The following is a 17,138-nucleotide window of genomic DNA, read 5'->3' on the forward strand; positions in this document are numbered from 1 at the left end:
TTCGTTACCAGACACATTGGAAGTTTCCAAGGTTGGCGCATCAGCCACACCGGTAACATCAATCGTGATCGTATCGGAGACAGAAGCTACGTCCTCACCATCAACCGAAGTCGCCGTGACACTCAAATCGAACGAACCCGAATAATCAGCCGGTGGCGTGATCGTCAAACCGTCAAGATCGGTTGGCGACAATGTCCAGCTACCGTCACCGTTATCGGTACCTGCCGAAAGGGTCGCACCGTCAGGAACGCCAGAAATGGTGATGCTCAGAACTTCCGATGCATCTATCAGCGCTGCATCGATATCGAGTGCAATGGCTGTATCTTCGGCCCCTGTTGCATTACCAGCCTCAAGCGTCGGTTCATCCGCCACACCGGCAACATCCACCGTAATCGTATCCGAAACAGAAGCTACGTCCTCACCATCAACCGAGGCCGCGGTAACACTCAAATCAAACGAACCCGAATAATCAACCGGTGGCGTGATCGTCAGGCCGGACAACTGATCCGACGTCAGTGACCACGATCCGTCACCGTTGTCCGTCCCGGCGGACAAGGTTGCACCTTCCGGCACATTGCCAATCGTGATGCTCAGAACTTCGCTGCTATCCGTCAGCGCCGCATCAATGTCGAGTGCAATTGCACTGTCTTCCGTGCCGCTGGCGTTTCGCACATCCAGCACCGGCACATCTGCAACACCGGTAACATCCACCGTGATCGTATCCGACATCGACGCAACATCTTCACCATCCACCGAGGTCGCGGTGACACTCAGATCAAACGAACCTGAATAATCAGCCGGTGGTGTAATCGTCAGGCCGGATAGCTGGTCCGGTGTCAGCGACCATGAGCCGTCGCCATTGTTGGTCCCGGCTGAAAGAATCGCACCATCAGGAACACCAGAAAAGGTAATGCTCAAAACTTCCGATGCATCGGTCAGGGCAGCATTGATATCGAGTGCTATCGCACTGTCTTCCGTGCCGCTGGCATCGGAGATATCCAGCACCGGCGCATCAGCGACACCGGTAACATCCACCGTGATCGTATCCGACACCGACGCAACATCTTCACCATCCACCGAGGTCGCGGTGACACTCAGATCAAACGAACCTGAATAATCAGCCGGTGGTGTAATCGTCAGGCTGGATAGCTGATCCCGTGTCAGCAACCATGAGCCATCGCCATTGTCGGTCCCGGCGGACAAGACCGCACCATCCGGAACACCAGAAAGGGTAATGCTCAAAACTTCCGACGCATCTGTCAAAGCTGCATCGATATCAAGGGAAATCGCTGTATCTTCCGCGCCGCTGGCATTACGCACATCCAGCACCGGCGCATCAGCCACCCCGGCCACATCAACCCGCAACACATCCACCACAACAGCACTATCCGCGCCATCGGTTGTGGTGACCGAGATAGTCAGGTCAAAATTGCCGCTGTAATTGGCGGGGGGTGTCAGGGTCAGCCCCGTGAGGTCGGCAAGGTCGAGCGTCCAGTTGCCATCTCCCATATCAGTCCCGGCAGAAAGATCCGCCCCATCCGGCACGCCGGAGATTGTCACACTGATGTTTTCCGAGCCATCCAGAAGTTCGGTATCAATGGCAAGGGCAATCGCCGAGTCTTCTGATCCGCCCGCATTTTCAACGGCAAGCGTCGCGCCGTCGGCAACCCCGGTAACCTCGACCGCCATATCGGCGGTTACAGAACGGACCGAACCATTTCTTTCCGTGCTGGTTGCAATGATTGTCAGATTAAAATCGCCCGAGAAATTTTCCGGCGGCGTCAGGGTCAGCCCGGCCAGATCATTGGCAGACAGGCTCCATGTCCCATCGCCATTATCCGTTCCCGCCGACAAAGTGGCCCCTTCGGGCACACCCGAAATCGTCACCGACAGGGTTTCAGAACCACCATCACGGTCATCAAGGGCCGCCCGAATATCGAGCGCAATCGCAGTGTCTTCGGCCCCGGTAACGTTATTGATCTGCAAAATCGGCGCATCGGCAACTTTTGGCACGATTTCAGCGATCACGTTTTCGGCGGTTTCCGTCCGATCTGACGGTGCATTCTGGTCGCTTTGCGATGCCGGGGCGGTGTCCTGACGGGCGATCGGTGCCTCAATCGCACTGTTCGCACCAAAACCGATATCAAGCGGTGCGGCCGCCCGGCCGCCACGCCCGACCGGAACAGGGGATGCCCCGGCGGCATCATCGGCAACAATCGGGTCCCGGTTCAGCGATAGCGGATCAGGAACAGGTGTCGGCAGTGCCGTTTCCGACGTCGAATCGAAAGTCTCTGCCGCATTCTCGTTTCCGGTATCGTCGGGAAGAACCAGAGGCCGTGTATCACCAGAAAGCGCACGTTCTTCGGCCTGCTGTTCGGACATATTGCGGCGGCGGAATTCCTGTTGCTGTTCGCTTTCAGCAACATCGACCTGGGTGCCATAATGGACCGATCCCAGTTGCTGGTTTTCACGCGGAGTATCGTCAACACCTTCGCGCTGCAACTCGATCAGTTCGCCATTACCGTCAAGCGGGCTGTCTTCGCGCAGCAATTCCTCACGGGCGGCCGCGTCGTTGGCCTCTCCGTCTGTCGAAATGCCGTCACGGCTTTGCGTATCTGAAAATTTGTCCGCCATTTATCCTGAACTCCCGAAAGCGGGCAGGGATTCCCACCGCGCTCTTTTGACAAATATCAAAAGACACATTCGGCCAGGCAGTAGGAACGGGTATGACCATTCCCAGCGGGACCAGATATTCAACGTTCGCTAAATGCTTGATCCAGCGAAACATATACCGGCTTTAGCAAGTATTTCAGCAGCGACCTCTCCCCGGTCTGGATGTCCGCCTGAACGGTCATGCCCGGGATGATTTGCTGCCGCAGGCCGCCGGAACCGACAAAGTCGTTTTCAAGCGCCACCCTGCCTTTATAATAGGGTCTGCCTTCATCATCAATATAGGTTGATGCAGAAATTGATACCAAAGTGCCATTTATACTACCATATCGTATATAGTCAAACGCACTGACCTTGACCGTCACTGCCTGCCCGACATGAACATGACCGATATCCTCGGTCGAAATCCGGGTTTCGGCTAGCAACACATCATCCACCGGCACCAGTTCCGTCACCAGTTGTCCCGGGGCAATCACCCCGTCCACCGTGGTAAAAACCAGCCCCTGAATATAACCGCGTGCCGGTGCAACAATTTCAAGGCGCGACACCCGATCCCGCAGCTTGCGGATCAGTTCACGGGCCTGCGCCAGTTCGGAGCCAATTTCGCCAATGCGGCTCAGGGCTTCTTCACGCTGACTGTTGCCCAGTTCGATCAGGCGCAATTGCGCCTCGGCAATCGATTCGCGTGCCCGGCCCATTTCCGCCGTCACGCCTGAAAGATTACCCTGTGCCTCATTCAGTTCACGCTGGATATTGAGGAACAGCACCTTGGAATTCAGGCCTTGTTCATAAAGCGAACGGCGCATGGTGACTTCTTCGTCCAACAGCGCCAGCGACCGTGCAAGGGTTCCGCGTTGCTGTTCAAGTTGCACCAGTTCGGCGTTGCGTTCCTTGATCTGAACTTCCAAAATTTCCCGTTGGCTGGATTCAAGTTCGGTCTTGATCCGATAGATCGCCGCCTGATTATCCGCCAGTTCACCATATTGTTCACGCAACAGGCTGAAATCGGGTTCGGTACCGCGTGCGAGGCTGCGATAGCGTTCCGCTTCGAGCATCAGGCTGGCTAGGCGGGTTTCGGCCTGGCTGAGTTCGGCTTGGGCGGCATCAGGTTTCAGACGCAGCAAGACCTGACCGGCCTCGACCAGATCGCCATCGCGCACCAGAATTTCGGCAACGATTCCACCTTCAAGATGCTGGATCTTGTTGACCGAGCCAATTGGCGTCACCTGACCAAAGGTAATGGCCGATTCCTTGATTTGCGTGGTAGCGGCCCAGCCGATCATCGCCAGAAACCCGACAGAAAGAATAACCATCGCCGCGCGGACAAAAACCGAAATGCCACCTTCTTCCAGCAAAACAGCATGCGACAGATAGCGCGCCATACGGCGCGACTTGCGAAACCGCGCAAGGGCCGTATCGGTTTGCGACTGCGGCAAGCCGGACACTGCGTCACTCATAGGAAACCTCCGTCAAGCACTTGCTGCCTGATACGGGCCGGGGGTGCATCCGCACGCAATTGTCCGGCCTCAAGAACAAGAATACGATCCGCAAGATCAAGATGGCTGGGACGATGGGTAATCAGGAAAATCGTCGATCCCCCGCGCAGACGATTGATCGTCTGCTGAAATGCCCGGTCGGCCTTTTGATCCAGCCCGTTGGTGGGTTCGTCAAACAAAATGATCGGCGCTTCGCGGACAAAAGCCCGCGCCAGCGCCAGACGTTGCAGGAAACTGGCCGAAAAATGCCCGGAATGCTGATCACCCAGCCGGGTGCCAAAACCATCGGGCAGGGCTTCAACCTCGGCCAGAACCCCGGCCGACATGCAGGCCATGCGCAATTCATCCGGTGTCGCCACCGGATTGGCAAGGCGCAAATTCTGGGCAATGGAGCCCCGAAAAAATTCAACATCCTGCGGCACATAGGAAATCGATTGCCGCAAGACCTGCGGGTCCATCTGCCGGATATCGGCCCCGTCAATCAGCACCGCCCCCGCCTGTGGCTGATACATTCCCGCAATCAGTTTGATCAGTGACGATTTGCCCGCCCCGTTCGCCCCGACCAGCGCCACCACCTCGCCCGGCGGGATGTCAAAACTGACCCCCATCAGGGCCGGATCGGCATCCGGGCTATAACGGAAACTGACCCGTGAAAAGGTGATGTGCCCCTCAAAACGACGATACCCGACCGACCGTGGCACCAGATCCCGTTCGGGCTTCAGCGACATCAGCCGGTTGATCTGCCGCACACTGGACCGCAATTGCGCCAGACGCGGCAAACCGACAAAGCCGCTATTGATCGGGCCCAAAACCCGCCATGCCAGCATCATTGATGCCACCAACGCGCCGATGGTCATCGTGCCCGACATCACACCCATCGACCCAACCACCAGCACCAGCGCACCGGCTGAGATCATCAACATCTGCGCCAATGTGCTGACGACATTGTTCATCATCGCGGCACGATATCCGGCATGGGCCGCATCGGCAGACAAATCGCGAAACCGCCCCATCCAGCGATCTTCAAGCCCGGTATATTTCAGGGCCTGCATCTTGCCGACAGTTTCAACAAGGAATTCCTGACGCTTGGCCCCGGCCTGTCCCAGTTCGGACACCCGGCGCGCAATCACCGGGAAAAACACCATGCCCAACACAGCAAAAACTGCAATCAGGGCCAGCGGCACCGCCGCCACCCAACCGCCCAGAACCGCCATGACAATCAGGAAAATCGGCACAAACGGCAATTCCAGCATCACCAGCGCCATCGGCCCGGTAAAGAAATCGCGCACACTTTCAAAATCCCGAATACGCGAAATTTGTACCCCGACCGGGGCGCGTTCGGTATAGGCAGGCGGCAGGGACAATAACCGTTCAAAAATCGCGTTGCTGACCAGCGTATCAAGCCGCGCCCCGAAATGCGCGACAATCTGGCTGCGCAGGGTGCGCAACACCCAATCGAGAATCAGAACAATCGCCATGCCAATTCCGAATTGCACCAGCATCGGGATGGATCGCGTGCCAATCACCCGGTCATAAATCCCCATGACAAAAATCGGGGTCGCCAGCGCCAGAATATTCAGCACCAGCGTCATGGTTAACAATTGTCCGCCCAGACGCGAAAACCGGTCAACAATCCCCCCGAACCAGCCACGCGGGTCGGTTTCAAAATGGCGTTCCTGTGCATCGGCACGGGTAAACTGATACAGTTTCCCCGCAAAGGATTGTGCCCGGATCACCCGTTCGCGCCCGGTGCCGCCGTCAAACACCCGCACGCCATTGCCGTCAAATCGCAACACCACCAAAGCATTGCCATGATCAGGCACAAACAGGCAGGGCATCATCCGGTCATCAATCCGGTCAAATGCCGTTTCGATTTCGCGTGACCGGAAATTCAGATTGGCAAACACATTGCGAAAATCCGTCAGATCCAGCGCATCATCAAGATGCGGCAGCGCCTCGGCCACCTGACGCGGCAAACCGCGCCAGCCCAATGCCTGCAACAAGGGCCACAGGCAAGCGTCAAAATCCGATTGTTCTTCGGTGACTTCAAGCCCCATGCGGTAATTCAGCGAGAATGCCATGTTTTCAAGGGTCATGCCGATGCCCCCTTTGCGCCACTGGCCCTTTGGCGAGGCGACGTTTCGGGGGCAGTTGCTACAACCGCCCGGCGTTTGAGAACCGGCACCAGCCGTTTGTCGATCAGGCGATATTTGCGATCCGCCAGCGCAATCAGCGACGGGCGGTGCGACACCAGCACCAGCGTACAATGCGCACGCAATTCGGTCAGGACGTCGGCCAGAATATTATCACCGGCGATATCAAGCGAACTGTTGGCTTCGTCAAACAGCACGATGCGCGGATAATCAATCAAGGCGCGGGCAATGGCGATGCGTTGCTTGATTCCGCGCGGCATGCTTTCGGATGCCTGCCCGCCGACTTCGGTGTCATAACCTTCGGGCATGCGCATCACAATGGCGTCCAGCCCCAGCCTGCGCGAAATTTCCACCACCCGTTCCGGGCTGATATCCTTGCGGAACGAGGTAATGTTATCAAGGATCGATCCCTTGAACAGCACGCCATGTTGCGGCAGATAGGCGATCTGATGACGGACTGACACGGCGGCATAATCCTGCGGCGATTTGCCATCCAGCAACACCGCACCCGATTGCGGGCGCAAGGCCCCCATCAACATCCACAAAAGCGTTGTCTTGCCTGTGCCGTTATCACCGGTAATCGCCACGGTTTCGCCCGGTTCGATCACCAGATCAAGGTGGTCAAATACCGTATCGCTGGCATCGTTATAACGGAATGTCACATCGCGCAGTTCGATCTTGCCTTCAAGCTGCGGCATGACCGGGGCGTGGTCGGGATTTTCCGGTGCCAGTTCATAAAGTTCGCGGCAACGATCCCGGGCAACCCGGATATTCTGGAACTGCGTCCATAGACCCATTGACCGTTGCAAAGGCTGGATCGCCCGCCCCGCCAACATGGTGCAGGCTGCAAGTCCACCAACCGTCAACCCGCCCTGAATCACCAGCAAACTGCCAAACCCGGCGACCAGAACCATGGTGCCGGTTGAAAACAGCGCACTGACATTGATCGCCGCATGGGCACTGCGCGCCGCGACAAGATCATCGGCGGCACACTGTATTTGTAACTGGTCATGACGGCGGATCATCAGGTTTTCCATCGCCATTGCCTTGATGGTGTGAACCCCGCTGAGCGTTTCGATGATAAAATTATAACGCCGTTCATCGGCCTGGCTGCGTGCATCCAGTGCCTTGCGCAATCCGCGGCCCAAAACCGCCGCCATCACCAAAAACGCCACCAGAATGCCGGCAGGCACCAGCACCAGCGGCCCGCCAATCAACGCAATCAGGGCCAGAAACAGTACAATGAAGGGCAAATCAATGACCGCGCCAATCGCCTGCCCGGCATAAAAATCCCGCAGGGCATTCAAGCTGTTAAGACGTTGCAAATGAATACCCGATGCGACTTTTTCATAATCATTCAGGCTGGCCGATACCAGATGATGCAGGGCCGACACCATGCTTTCATGCTCAAACCGTGCCGCCGACAGAGAAGAAATATAGGCCCGACCAAGCCGCAGGAGCGATTCCAGCACCAAAGCCCCGAACACCCCCAGAATCAAAAGCGTCAGGGTCGGGATGGAATGGTGGGGCAAAACCCGGTCATAGATTTGCAGCAGGGTAACCGGCAGCGCCAACGACAGCAAATTGATCGACAGCGCACCAATAACGACAGAAAACCGACCAGATCGCAGGTGCGAGAGGGCACCGATTTGCAATTTTTTACGTCGTGCCATTACGTCGCGTTACCTTTGGCGTCTGGAAAAAGTATAATTAAAAGTATAGTTACTATACGATAAGTGGGATCATATATACTTATTGCAAGACCAACACAAGGCAAAGCCTGCCTGCGGGAACATTTGCAGATAGAAGACCTGCACCTTGTGTTTCCACGCCGAATCAACCCTGATCATCGTCGTCTGGCCTCAGGCGGTCAATCGCCCGGCGGTCAGCCTTGGTCGGGCGACCTGATCCGGCTTCGCGTTGCGCGGTCGGAGCGGTACGGATGTCCGATGCCGTTTCCTGCCGCGTCACACGCGGCGGGGAATGGTCGCAATACAGGGTCTGGGCTTCGGGGGCCGGGCCGCGACGGGTGCCGGATTCCAGAATTTCGACAATCCGCAAATGGGTGCCCTGAAAAAACTGCACCCGGTCGCCGGGCTTGATGGCGACGCTGGGTTTGGAAACCGCATCACCATTCAAAACGATCTTGCCCGCCTGACAGGCCTTGCTGGCCAATGACCGGGTTTTGAAAAACCGGGCAAACCACAACCATTTATCGATGCGGACCTTGCCATTATCGGCGGGTTTTGCAGTGTCGTTCATATCGTTTCCAACGCAAACGGCGACCCTGCGAGGCAGGATCGCCGTGCTTTTACATCCCCAAAGATTATCCCTTGGCAGCCATCATTTCTTTCAGTCTGGCAAACGGGGAATCCTCATTAACCGTGGCGGGCTTGGCCGCCGCAGGGGCGCGGTCCTGTGCCGGTTTCCCGGCATTGCCCCGTGGGCCACCTTTTTGTCCCGGCTTGCCGGATCGTGCGGCATTGCGCGGGCCGCGGCCCTTGTTTTCGCCCGACGCATCGCGTTCAGGGCGAGGGGCCGGGTTGCGTTTGCGCCGATCAACACGAACAAAAAATTTCGCACCTTCGGCATCTTCTTCCGCCCGCCAGCCCAGCGAGACAAACACGCCTTCGGCCTGTTCAACCGTACAGCCCAACAAGGATAACAGATCGGGCTCGGGTTTGACCTTGCCTTCGTTTTCCCGCGCCTTTTGGCGCAGAAGGGCGGCAAAGCGTTCCAGCATATCAACACGCGCTGCTAGTGGCCCGACCGGCATGTAGCCCGCTGCCAGATAAAATCCCTTGGAATTTTCGCGGTCATTAGGGACCGAGGTCCGACCCGCAGGCGGCAATTCCGGACGTTCGGGCAATTCGCGGGCCACAGCCCACAAAATACCGCGCAATTCAACCGGATCGGGTTTCAGCGCATCAAGCACATGCACCGTTTCAACCCCCAGACGCACGCCCAGTTTGGCCAGCGCCTTGCGGTCTTCGTCGGACAAATCCTTGATCAGGCCTTCCAGTTCGGCACGCGGCACACAGCCAAGACCTTCGTTTAACTGGAACAGCAAACCGCGAATCGCGCCCGACAACTGACAATCGCGCAGGCGCGTCAGCATCTTCAGGCGGGTTTCGATATGGTCGTTCAGCCAGGTCTGCACGCGGACGCGCACACGTTCACGGATGGGCCCGTCAAAAAATTCACTGTCGATCACAGTAATCTCGGGGGTCAGAACAGTGTCCCCCTTTTTGAGGGTCGCAACCGGGGCATCACGCCACAGGATTTCAAGTTTGCCATTAACGGCGAACGAGACGTCCTCGTCGGTTTCGAGTTGTTTGACCCGTTGGGCGATTTCGCCGGTCAGGGCACGCCGTGCGGCGCTGGCGATGGCCTTGCCTTCAAAGGCGGCATCGGTTTCGTCGGCGATGAAGCGGAATCCTTCAAGACGACCAACAAATTCACCTTCAACCTGGACTTCACCATTCGCAGTGATGGAAGACATGAGTTCAGACTTGTCCTTGAGACTTTTCAATAAAACCGAGGTTCGCCGATCAACGAACCTTTGGGTAAGACGTTCGTGTAGCACATCTGACAGCCGATCCTCAATGGCGCGCGTGCGTTCCTGCCAATGATTTGCATCATGCAGCCAGTGATGCTTGTGCGACACATAGGTCCAGACGCGAATTCCCGCCAAACGTGACGACAACTGATCAATATCACCATCATAACGGTCCTGGCGCAAGACCTGTTCGCCCATCCAGTCGGTTGGCAGTTTGCCAATGCCCCGCGTCAGGAAGGTATAGATGGCCGTCAAAAGGCGCGGATGGGCGTCGGTATGGATGTTGCGAAAGTCCGGAATCTGGCAGACTTCCCACAATAAACGCACCCGGTCGGGCGTATTGGCGACCTTTGCCACATCCTCGTTGCGCGCCAGATATTCCAGCATGATTTCATCGACTGGTTCGCGCACCCGGATCAGGGTCGGATTATCGGGCAAGCGGCGCAACGATTTTTGCAACGCGCCGACCGACCGGAAATCCGGATTGGCGGCCCGCCAGTAAACTTTAGACAGCGGTTCAAACTGATGGGCTTCGATCTGCTCGATAATATCGGGATCAATCCCCACCAGATTGCCGGTCACACCGAAACTGCCATCATTCATATGCCGTCCGGCCCGCCCGGCGATTTGCGCCAGTTCGGCGGGCGACAGGCTGCGATTGAACTGGCCGTCATATTTATGCAGGGCGGCAAAGGCAACATGTTGCAAATCAAGGTTCAGGCCCATGCCAATGGCATCGGTGGCGATCAGATGTTCGACCTCGCCATTCTGGAACATTTGTACCTGGGCATTGCGGGTGCGCGGGCTAAGCGCGCCCAGAACCACCGCCGCCCCGCCTTTCTGGCGTCGGACCAGTTCGGCGACGGCATACACTTCCTGGGCGGAAAATGTCACCACCGCCGATTGCGACGGCAGGCGTTGAATTTTCTTTGCCCCCAGATAGGACAGAGTCGAAAATCGCGCCCGGCTATCAAATTCAACATTTTCAATCAGGCGGCAGATGACCGGGCGAATGGTTTCCGCCCCCATAAACATGGTTTCGCTGGTGCCGCGCGCATTGAGCAACCGGTCGGTAAAAACATGGCCGCGTTCCGGGTCGGCGCACATCTGGATTTCATCAACCGCCAGAAATGCCACCTGAAGATTGACCGGCATTGCTTCGACCGTACACAGATAATAGCGCGCATTTTTCGGCAGGATGCGTTCCTCGCCGGTGATCAGGGCCACCGCCCCCACTCCAACACGTTTGATCGCCCGGTCATAATTTTCACGCGCCAGCAATCGCAACGGAAAACCGATCATGCCCGATGTGTGCGCCAGCATCCGTTCCATTGCCAGATGCGTCTTGCCGGTGTTGGTCGGCCCCAATATGGCAAGGATACGGGGACCGCTTCGGGTTGAAATCTGCATGCACACAAAATCCGGCGGCGGTGCCGGGAATCGAAACCGCCTGTGTAAGGCCTTTCAACACCCGCACAGCCATCTGTCAAGCAATCCGGCAGACCGACGGGCCAATAAAACAGATTTATGAAATGTCCAGCAATCGCGGCCCGGGCCCGTCTTCGCCCAATTCATCCCACGGATTGCGCAACGGGCAATCTTTCATCGACAGGCAGCCACAGCCGATACAATCACCCAACTGATCGCGCAGCCGTGTCAGGCGGGCAATACGGGCGTCCAGATCGTCGCGCCAGCGGGCCGACAATTTTTGCCAGTCCCCCGCCGACGGCGATCGGCCATCGGGCAGATTCGCAAGGGCATCGCGAATTTCGGCCAACGGAATGCCGGTGCGTTGCGCCACCTTGATGATCGACACCAGACGCAAGACATCACGGCCAAAGCGCCGCTGGTTGCCTTCGCTGCGGATGCTGTGGATCAGTCCCTTGCGTTCGTAAAAATGAATCGCTGAAACGGCAACGCCACTACGTCTGGCGACCTCGCCAACACTTAAATAACGTTGGAATTTTGCGGACAGGGTCCCGGCCATCAAAACCTCCTTGACCTAAACTATAGTTAAGGTTTTATAGAAGGACTCCTGATCGGGCAACACCCGCAAAGGAGAACATCATGAAAGAAAAACTCAATATCGCCGTCATATATGGCAGTGCCCGCGAAGGGCGGTTTTGCGACACAGTCGTCAATTGGGCATTATCACGCCTGCAAACCGATCCTGATCTGTGCATCGACACAGTTGACCCCGCCCGGCTGAATTTGCCCGCCCGCCATGTTGGCGACAGCCATCCGGGCATTGATGAATTATGCACGGCGATTGGCGAGGCCGACGGCTTTATCGTCGTCACTCCCGAATATAATCACAGCTTCACCGGCGAACTGAAATTGCTGATTGATGCCGTTCGCACCCCTTGGAAAAACAAACCGCTGGCCTTTATTTCCTATGGCGGGATTTCCGGCGGCTTGCGGGCGGTGGAACATTTGCGGCTGGTCTTTGCCGAACAACATGTCGCGACCCTGCGCGAAACCGTCAGTTTTCATAATGTCTGGGACAAATTTGGTACGGATGGCGAACCGGTTGATCCGGTCAATGCCGATGCCGCCCTGCTGCGTCTGACCGCCGATTTGAAATGGTGGGGCTGTGCATTGCGCGAAGCCCGCTATCCACACGTCACATCCCGCCCGTTGGAGGCCGCCGCATCATGACAATTGCCCATCAGGACGACACCAGCATTGTCACCGTCAGTCACGTCATTCCCAAATCCGGCCAGTTCGATACCTTTATCGACATCCAACGACGTTTTCAGGAAAGCATGGCAGGCAAAATTCCGGGGCTTCTGGGCGGGCGGCTGTTGCGGGCCGAAGACGGCAAATCCTTGATCATCATGGCACGCTTTGAAAGCCGCGATGATCTTGAAAACTGGAAAAAATCCGATCTTTTTGCCGAACATCTGGCGCGGGTCCGCCTCCTGATCGAACCGCCATCGCCCGGCCTGTTTCAGGCGATCTGGCGATCCGGCGAGGTTTGAAAGGATCTTGCAAACACTAACGGGGCGGCCCATGACCGCCCCGTTTTCCGACATTCTGCACAATATGTCAGTGATTGCGCATTTTCTCGACATAGTCCTTCAGCTGCCGCCGTGCAGCCTGATAACTGTTTTTCAGCGCGATATAGACATCTTCATGCGCGTGATCGGCACTGTCGCGCCGGACCATGATCTCCTTGCCCGGCACCTGAATGCCAAAATGCACCGAATAGCGGTTGCCCTGTGCGTGGGACGAATGGGGTTTTTCCACAACGACATGACAGGATGTCATGCGGTCAAAGGTTTCTTCCAGTTTCTGCACCTTGAAATGGATGCGTTCATCCAATGCATCCGACTGATCAACGTCACGATAGGTGATTTGAACGGGAACCTTCATGTGTGGCCTCCTATAGAGCCTTTTTGACGGGCACAAGGCATTGCACCTTGCGTAGAACCGGGAAAATCATCCCGGGGCAGAATGCGGGGCAGCAGTTTAACCGTCCCCCCGCGACAAACCGGCTATTCTTTCATGTAGGATACAGGACTTGCGTTGCAAGGTGTGTTGACGCATATCAAGCGCGGTTCGGGTTTCAGGAAAACACCCTGAACCCCATGCAATATTTTCGTCAATTCGTTGAAATACAGGAGAAAAAGAGGTCATGACGGAAGAAAAGATGCGGTTCGAGGCCGAGGTCAGCCGCCTGCTCGATATCGTTGTCCATTCGCTTTATTCCAACAAGGACATCTTCCTGCGCGAGCTCATTTCCAATGCCTCGGATGCTTGCGACAAACTGCGTTACGAAGCAATTGCCAATCCCGACCTTCTGGAAGGTGACAGCGAATTCAAGGTGCGGCTTCTGACCGACAATGTGCGTCATGTCCTGACCATTATTGATAATGGTATCGGCATGAACCGCGATGATCTGGTCGCCAATCTGGGCACGATTGCCAATTCCGGCACTGCCAAATTTGTCGAGGCCCTGTCAAAATCCGACAATGCCAAAAATGTCGATCTGATCGGGCAGTTTGGCGTCGGGTTCTATTCCGCCTTCATGGTCGCCGACAAGGTCGAGGTCGTCACCAAAAAGGCCGGTGACAGCCAGGCATGGAAATGGGCCTCGGATGGCAAGGGTGAATACACGATTGCCGAGGCCGACATGGAAGGCCACGGCACGCAAATCACCCTGCATCTGAATGACGACTCGAAAGATTTTACCGAGGAATTCCGCCTGCGCCACATCGTCAAAACCTATTCCGACCATATCGGCATTCCGGTAATTTTGATGAAGGGCGACGGCCAGGATGAAACCCTGAACGAAGCATCCGCCCTGTGGACACGCCCGAAATCGGACATCACCGACGAACAGTATCAGGAATTCTACAAACACAATTCCCACGCCTTTGATGATCCGTGGAAAACCATCCATTATCAGGCCGAAGGCGCAATTGAATATACCGGGCTTTTGTATATCCCGACCATGCGCCCGTTCGATCTTTATGACCCGGCCCGCAAGGGTCATCTGAAACTGTATGTCCGCAAGGTATTCATCACCGAAGGCGCCGATGAATTACTGCCGCCATGGTTGCGGTTTGTGTCGGGCGTGGTGGACAGCCAGGATTTGCCGCTCAACATCTCACGCGAGATGTTGCAGCATAATCCGGTCCTGACCAAAATCAAAAACGGCCTGACCAAAAAACTGCTGTCGGAACTTGAAAGCAGCGCGACCAAGGATGCCGACGGTTTTGCCAAATTCTGGGAAGCCTTTGGTTCTGTCGTCAAGGAGGGGCTGTATGAAGATTATACCAATCGCGACCGAATCCTGAAACTGGCACGGTTCCGGTCTACGGGCGTTGATGGCTGGACCAGCCTTGCCGATTATGTCGTCCGCATGAAAGAAGGCCAGAAGGCCATTTATTACATCAGCGGCGAAGACGTTGCCGCCCTGAAACGCAGCCCGCAACTTGAAGGCTTTGCCGCCAAGGGGGTTGAGGTTCTGCTGTTTACCGATCCGGTCGATGAGTTTTGGCTGCAATCGATCCCGTCCTTTGACGAAAAAGATTTCAAATCGGTCACGCGCGGCGGGGCGGATTTGAACGAGGTCAAGGCCGAAGACAAGGCAGAAGCGGATGCCGATGACAAAAAAGACGATGCGGCCAAAGACGCATCGCTCGATATCCTGATTGCCGCCATCAAGATCGCGCTGGGCGAAGGGGTCAAGGATGTTCGGGAATCGGACCGCCTGACCAGTTCTGCCTGTTGCCTGATTGCCGATGAAACCGGCATGGATTTGCGGATGGAACGGTTGATGAAACAGCATAACCGGGTCGATGATATCAGCCCGCGCATTCTGGAAATCAACCCGAAACACAGCCTGATCAAAAAACTGTCGGACCTTGCCGCCACCGATGCCAAGGCCGCTATCCTGCATGATGCGGCATTTTTGTTGCTGGATCAGGCCCGCATTCTGGAAGGCGAAGCCCTGCCCGATCCGGTGGCCTTTGCCCGCCGCCTTGATCTGGTGATGGAAAAAGGTCTGGGGGCCTAAACCCGCCCATCCTGCCTGATTTTGACAAACGGCGCGTCATTCGATGCGCCGTTTTCTTTTGGTACAGGATAAATTTAAAACGGTTCTTTACCAAAGCCCGGCATATAACTGGCGGATTGCGATATTTCCAGACGAAAGACCTGATCCATGATGAACTGGCAAAAACTGCTTTCCCCGGTCCGGCTTGGCACCCGGCACTCGGCGGTCGGGTCTTTTGGCCGGTCGGATTTCCACAAGGATTATGACCGCATCATTTTTTCGTCGGCATTTCGCCGCCTGCAACGCAAGACGCAGGTGCATCCCCTACCGGAAAATGACAATATCCATACTCGCCTGACCCACAGCCTCGAAGTTTCCTGTGTGGCGCGGTCGATGGGCCTGACGGTTGGCCATCATCTGGCAGAAAACAAACGCCTGCCCGACGGGATTGATCCCGACCATCTTGCCGCCATTCTTCAGGCGGCCTCCCTTGCCCATGATATTGGCAATCCGCCCTTTGGCCATGCCGGGGAATATGCCATCCGCCAATGGTTCGCCGAGGCCGACCCGAAATTTCTGGCCCCGCTGACCACTGCTCAGTGCGCAGATTTGCTGACATTTGAAGGCAATGCGCAGGGGTTCCGGTTATTGACCAACAAACGCACCGGGCTTTATGACGGCGGCATGCGCCTCACCTATGGCACTCTGGCCAGTTTTGTGAAATATCCGTGGTCGGCCAGTGCCAGCCCCGACAAAATCACCCGAAAATTCGGTGCCTTTCAAAGCGAAATGCCCCTTCTGGCCGAGGTCGCAAACGCCACCGGCCTGATCAAGGTTGCCCCGGATCGTTATTGCCGCCATCCACTGGTCTATCTGGTCGAGGCGGCCGATGATATCTGTTATGCCCTGATTGATATCGAAGACGGCATTGAACTGGAACTGGTGGATTTTTCGGTGCTGGAAGGGTTGCTGAAACCCTGCATGAAGGACGTTTCCCTGCCCGCCGAATATCACCGCGAAACCAGCCAAAGCCGCAAAATGAGCTTTTTGCGCGGGCGGATCATGACCGGCCTGATTCAGGCATTATCGGATTGTTTCGTCACCCACGAAGAACAGATGATGGCGGGTGAAATGACCGGCGATCTTCTGTCACAGGTCGGCGGGCCATATAATGACATGATTCTGGAGGCCAAGGCCTTTTCAACCCAACAGATCATCCTCAATCGCCGCAAGGTCCAGATTGAGGTCGGGGCCTTTGCCTGCCTTGCCACCCTGCTGGATATTTTCTGTCAGACCGCCCTGGAAATCCATCAGGCCAACGGCATTGATGATTTGTCCTATCGCGCCACACGGGTGCGCGAACTGATCGGGGCCGATGCCCTGCCATTGGATGCCGGGCTGTATGAATTGTATCTGGCAATCCTTGATTACATTTCCGGCATGACCGATGATTTCGCCACCCGTCTGGCACACGATATTCGCGGCGGATAAGAAAATGGCGGACCAAAGGTCCGCCATTTCCATACCATTATATCAGAATATCAGGATCGCAACTATCCGCGACCACCGCCCATTGCGGCATCGATTTTCTTGTCCGTGTGATACTGACTCAGGGCATAGGTCGCCCAGATTGCAGCCGGAATCCAGCCAATCAGGGTTAGTTGCAGGATCAGGCAAATGATCCCGGCAATCGGCCTGCCGATGGTAAAAAACAGCAAAAACGGCAGAAAAATCGCAATCAAAAGACGCATTCAGAT

General features: G+C 56.2%; 12 protein-coding genes and 1 pseudogene. 4 read left to right on the forward strand and 9 right to left on the reverse strand.

Translation table 11 applies throughout. The features are described 5' to 3' along the window. From Q8O73_RS00005 to soxR, 7 genes and pseudogenes are all read right to left on the reverse strand, one after another. A pseudogene (locus Q8O73_RS00005) lies at positions 1 to 2,634 on the reverse strand (hypothetical protein); the annotation flags it as partial. A gap of 119 nt (positions 2,635 to 2,753) precedes the next feature. Next, the gene (locus Q8O73_RS00010; RefSeq protein ID WP_305553021.1) at positions 2,754 to 4,127 is read right to left on the reverse strand and encodes an HlyD family type I secretion periplasmic adaptor subunit; all 1,374 of its coding nucleotides are present in this window, start codon (positions 4,125 to 4,127) and stop codon (positions 2,754 to 2,756) included. Next, positions 4,124 to 6,262, reverse strand: coding sequence for a peptidase domain-containing ABC transporter (locus Q8O73_RS00015; RefSeq protein ID WP_305553023.1), 2,139 nt, complete (start codon positions 6,260 to 6,262; stop codon positions 4,124 to 4,126). Before Q8O73_RS00015 ends, Q8O73_RS00010 begins: the two co-directional genes overlap by 4 nt. Continuing rightward, entirely contained in the window at positions 6,259 to 7,992 is a 1,734-nt protein-coding gene (locus Q8O73_RS00020) for a peptidase domain-containing ABC transporter (RefSeq protein WP_305553025.1), read from the reverse strand. The genes Q8O73_RS00015 and Q8O73_RS00020 overlap by 4 nt, the downstream gene beginning before the upstream one ends. Positions 7,993 to 8,155: 163 nt before the next feature. Beyond that, entirely contained in the window at positions 8,156 to 8,581 is a 426-nt protein-coding gene (locus Q8O73_RS00025) for an RNA-binding S4 domain-containing protein (RefSeq protein WP_305553027.1), read from the reverse strand. A gap of 64 nt (positions 8,582 to 8,645) precedes the next feature. After that, the gene (locus tag Q8O73_RS00030; RefSeq protein ID WP_305553029.1) at positions 8,646 to 11,288 is read right to left on the reverse strand and encodes a helicase-related protein; all 2,643 of its coding nucleotides are present in this window, start codon (positions 11,286 to 11,288) and stop codon (positions 8,646 to 8,648) included. A 115-nt stretch (positions 11,289 to 11,403) separates the two neighbouring features. After that, positions 11,404 to 11,865, reverse strand: coding sequence for a redox-sensitive transcriptional activator SoxR (gene soxR / locus Q8O73_RS00035; protein ID WP_305553031.1), 462 nt, complete (start codon positions 11,863 to 11,865; stop codon positions 11,404 to 11,406). Positions 11,866 to 11,945: 80 nt separating this feature from the next. Between soxR and Q8O73_RS00040 the strand changes: the two genes are divergently transcribed. Then, complete coding sequence (locus Q8O73_RS00040) at positions 11,946 to 12,536, forward strand: NADPH-dependent FMN reductase (protein ID WP_305553033.1); 591 nt, start codon at positions 11,946 to 11,948, stop codon at positions 12,534 to 12,536. Beyond that, a complete protein-coding gene (locus Q8O73_RS00045; protein ID WP_305553035.1) occupies positions 12,533 to 12,859 on the forward strand; it encodes an antibiotic biosynthesis monooxygenase in 327 nt (108 codons plus the stop codon). Before Q8O73_RS00040 ends, Q8O73_RS00045 begins: the two co-directional genes overlap by 4 nt. Before the next feature lie 67 nt (positions 12,860 to 12,926). On the opposite strand, the gene Q8O73_RS00050 is transcribed toward Q8O73_RS00045, so the two are convergent. Further along, entirely contained in the window at positions 12,927 to 13,253 is a 327-nt protein-coding gene (locus Q8O73_RS00050) for an HPF/RaiA family ribosome-associated protein (protein ID WP_305553037.1), read from the reverse strand. A gap of 262 nt (positions 13,254 to 13,515) precedes the next feature. Here Q8O73_RS00050 and htpG point away from each other — a divergent pair, with 262 nt between their 5' ends. Both htpG and Q8O73_RS00060 read left to right on the forward strand, forming a co-directional pair. Continuing rightward, complete coding sequence (gene htpG, locus Q8O73_RS00055) at positions 13,516 to 15,402, forward strand: molecular chaperone HtpG (protein WP_305553039.1); 1,887 nt, start codon at positions 13,516 to 13,518, stop codon at positions 15,400 to 15,402. A gap of 147 nt (positions 15,403 to 15,549) precedes the next feature. Beyond that, positions 15,550 to 16,872 carry a deoxyguanosinetriphosphate triphosphohydrolase gene (locus Q8O73_RS00060; RefSeq protein WP_305553041.1) on the forward strand — a complete coding sequence of 441 codons (1,323 nt, stop codon included), beginning with the start codon at positions 15,550 to 15,552 and terminating at the stop codon, positions 16,870 to 16,872. Positions 16,873 to 16,934: 62 nt separating this feature from the next. Here the strand turns inward: Q8O73_RS00060 and Q8O73_RS00065 are convergent, their stop codons facing one another. After that, on the reverse strand, positions 16,935 to 17,132 hold the full coding sequence (locus Q8O73_RS00065) for a YqaE/Pmp3 family membrane protein (RefSeq protein ID WP_305553043.1): 198 nt from the start codon (positions 17,130 to 17,132) through the stop codon (positions 16,935 to 16,937). Positions 17,133 to 17,138: the final 6 nt, after the last annotated feature.

This window comes from Thalassospira sp. (assembly GCF_030690045.1).
GTDB lineage: Bacteria > Pseudomonadota > Alphaproteobacteria > Rhodospirillales > Thalassospiraceae > Thalassospira.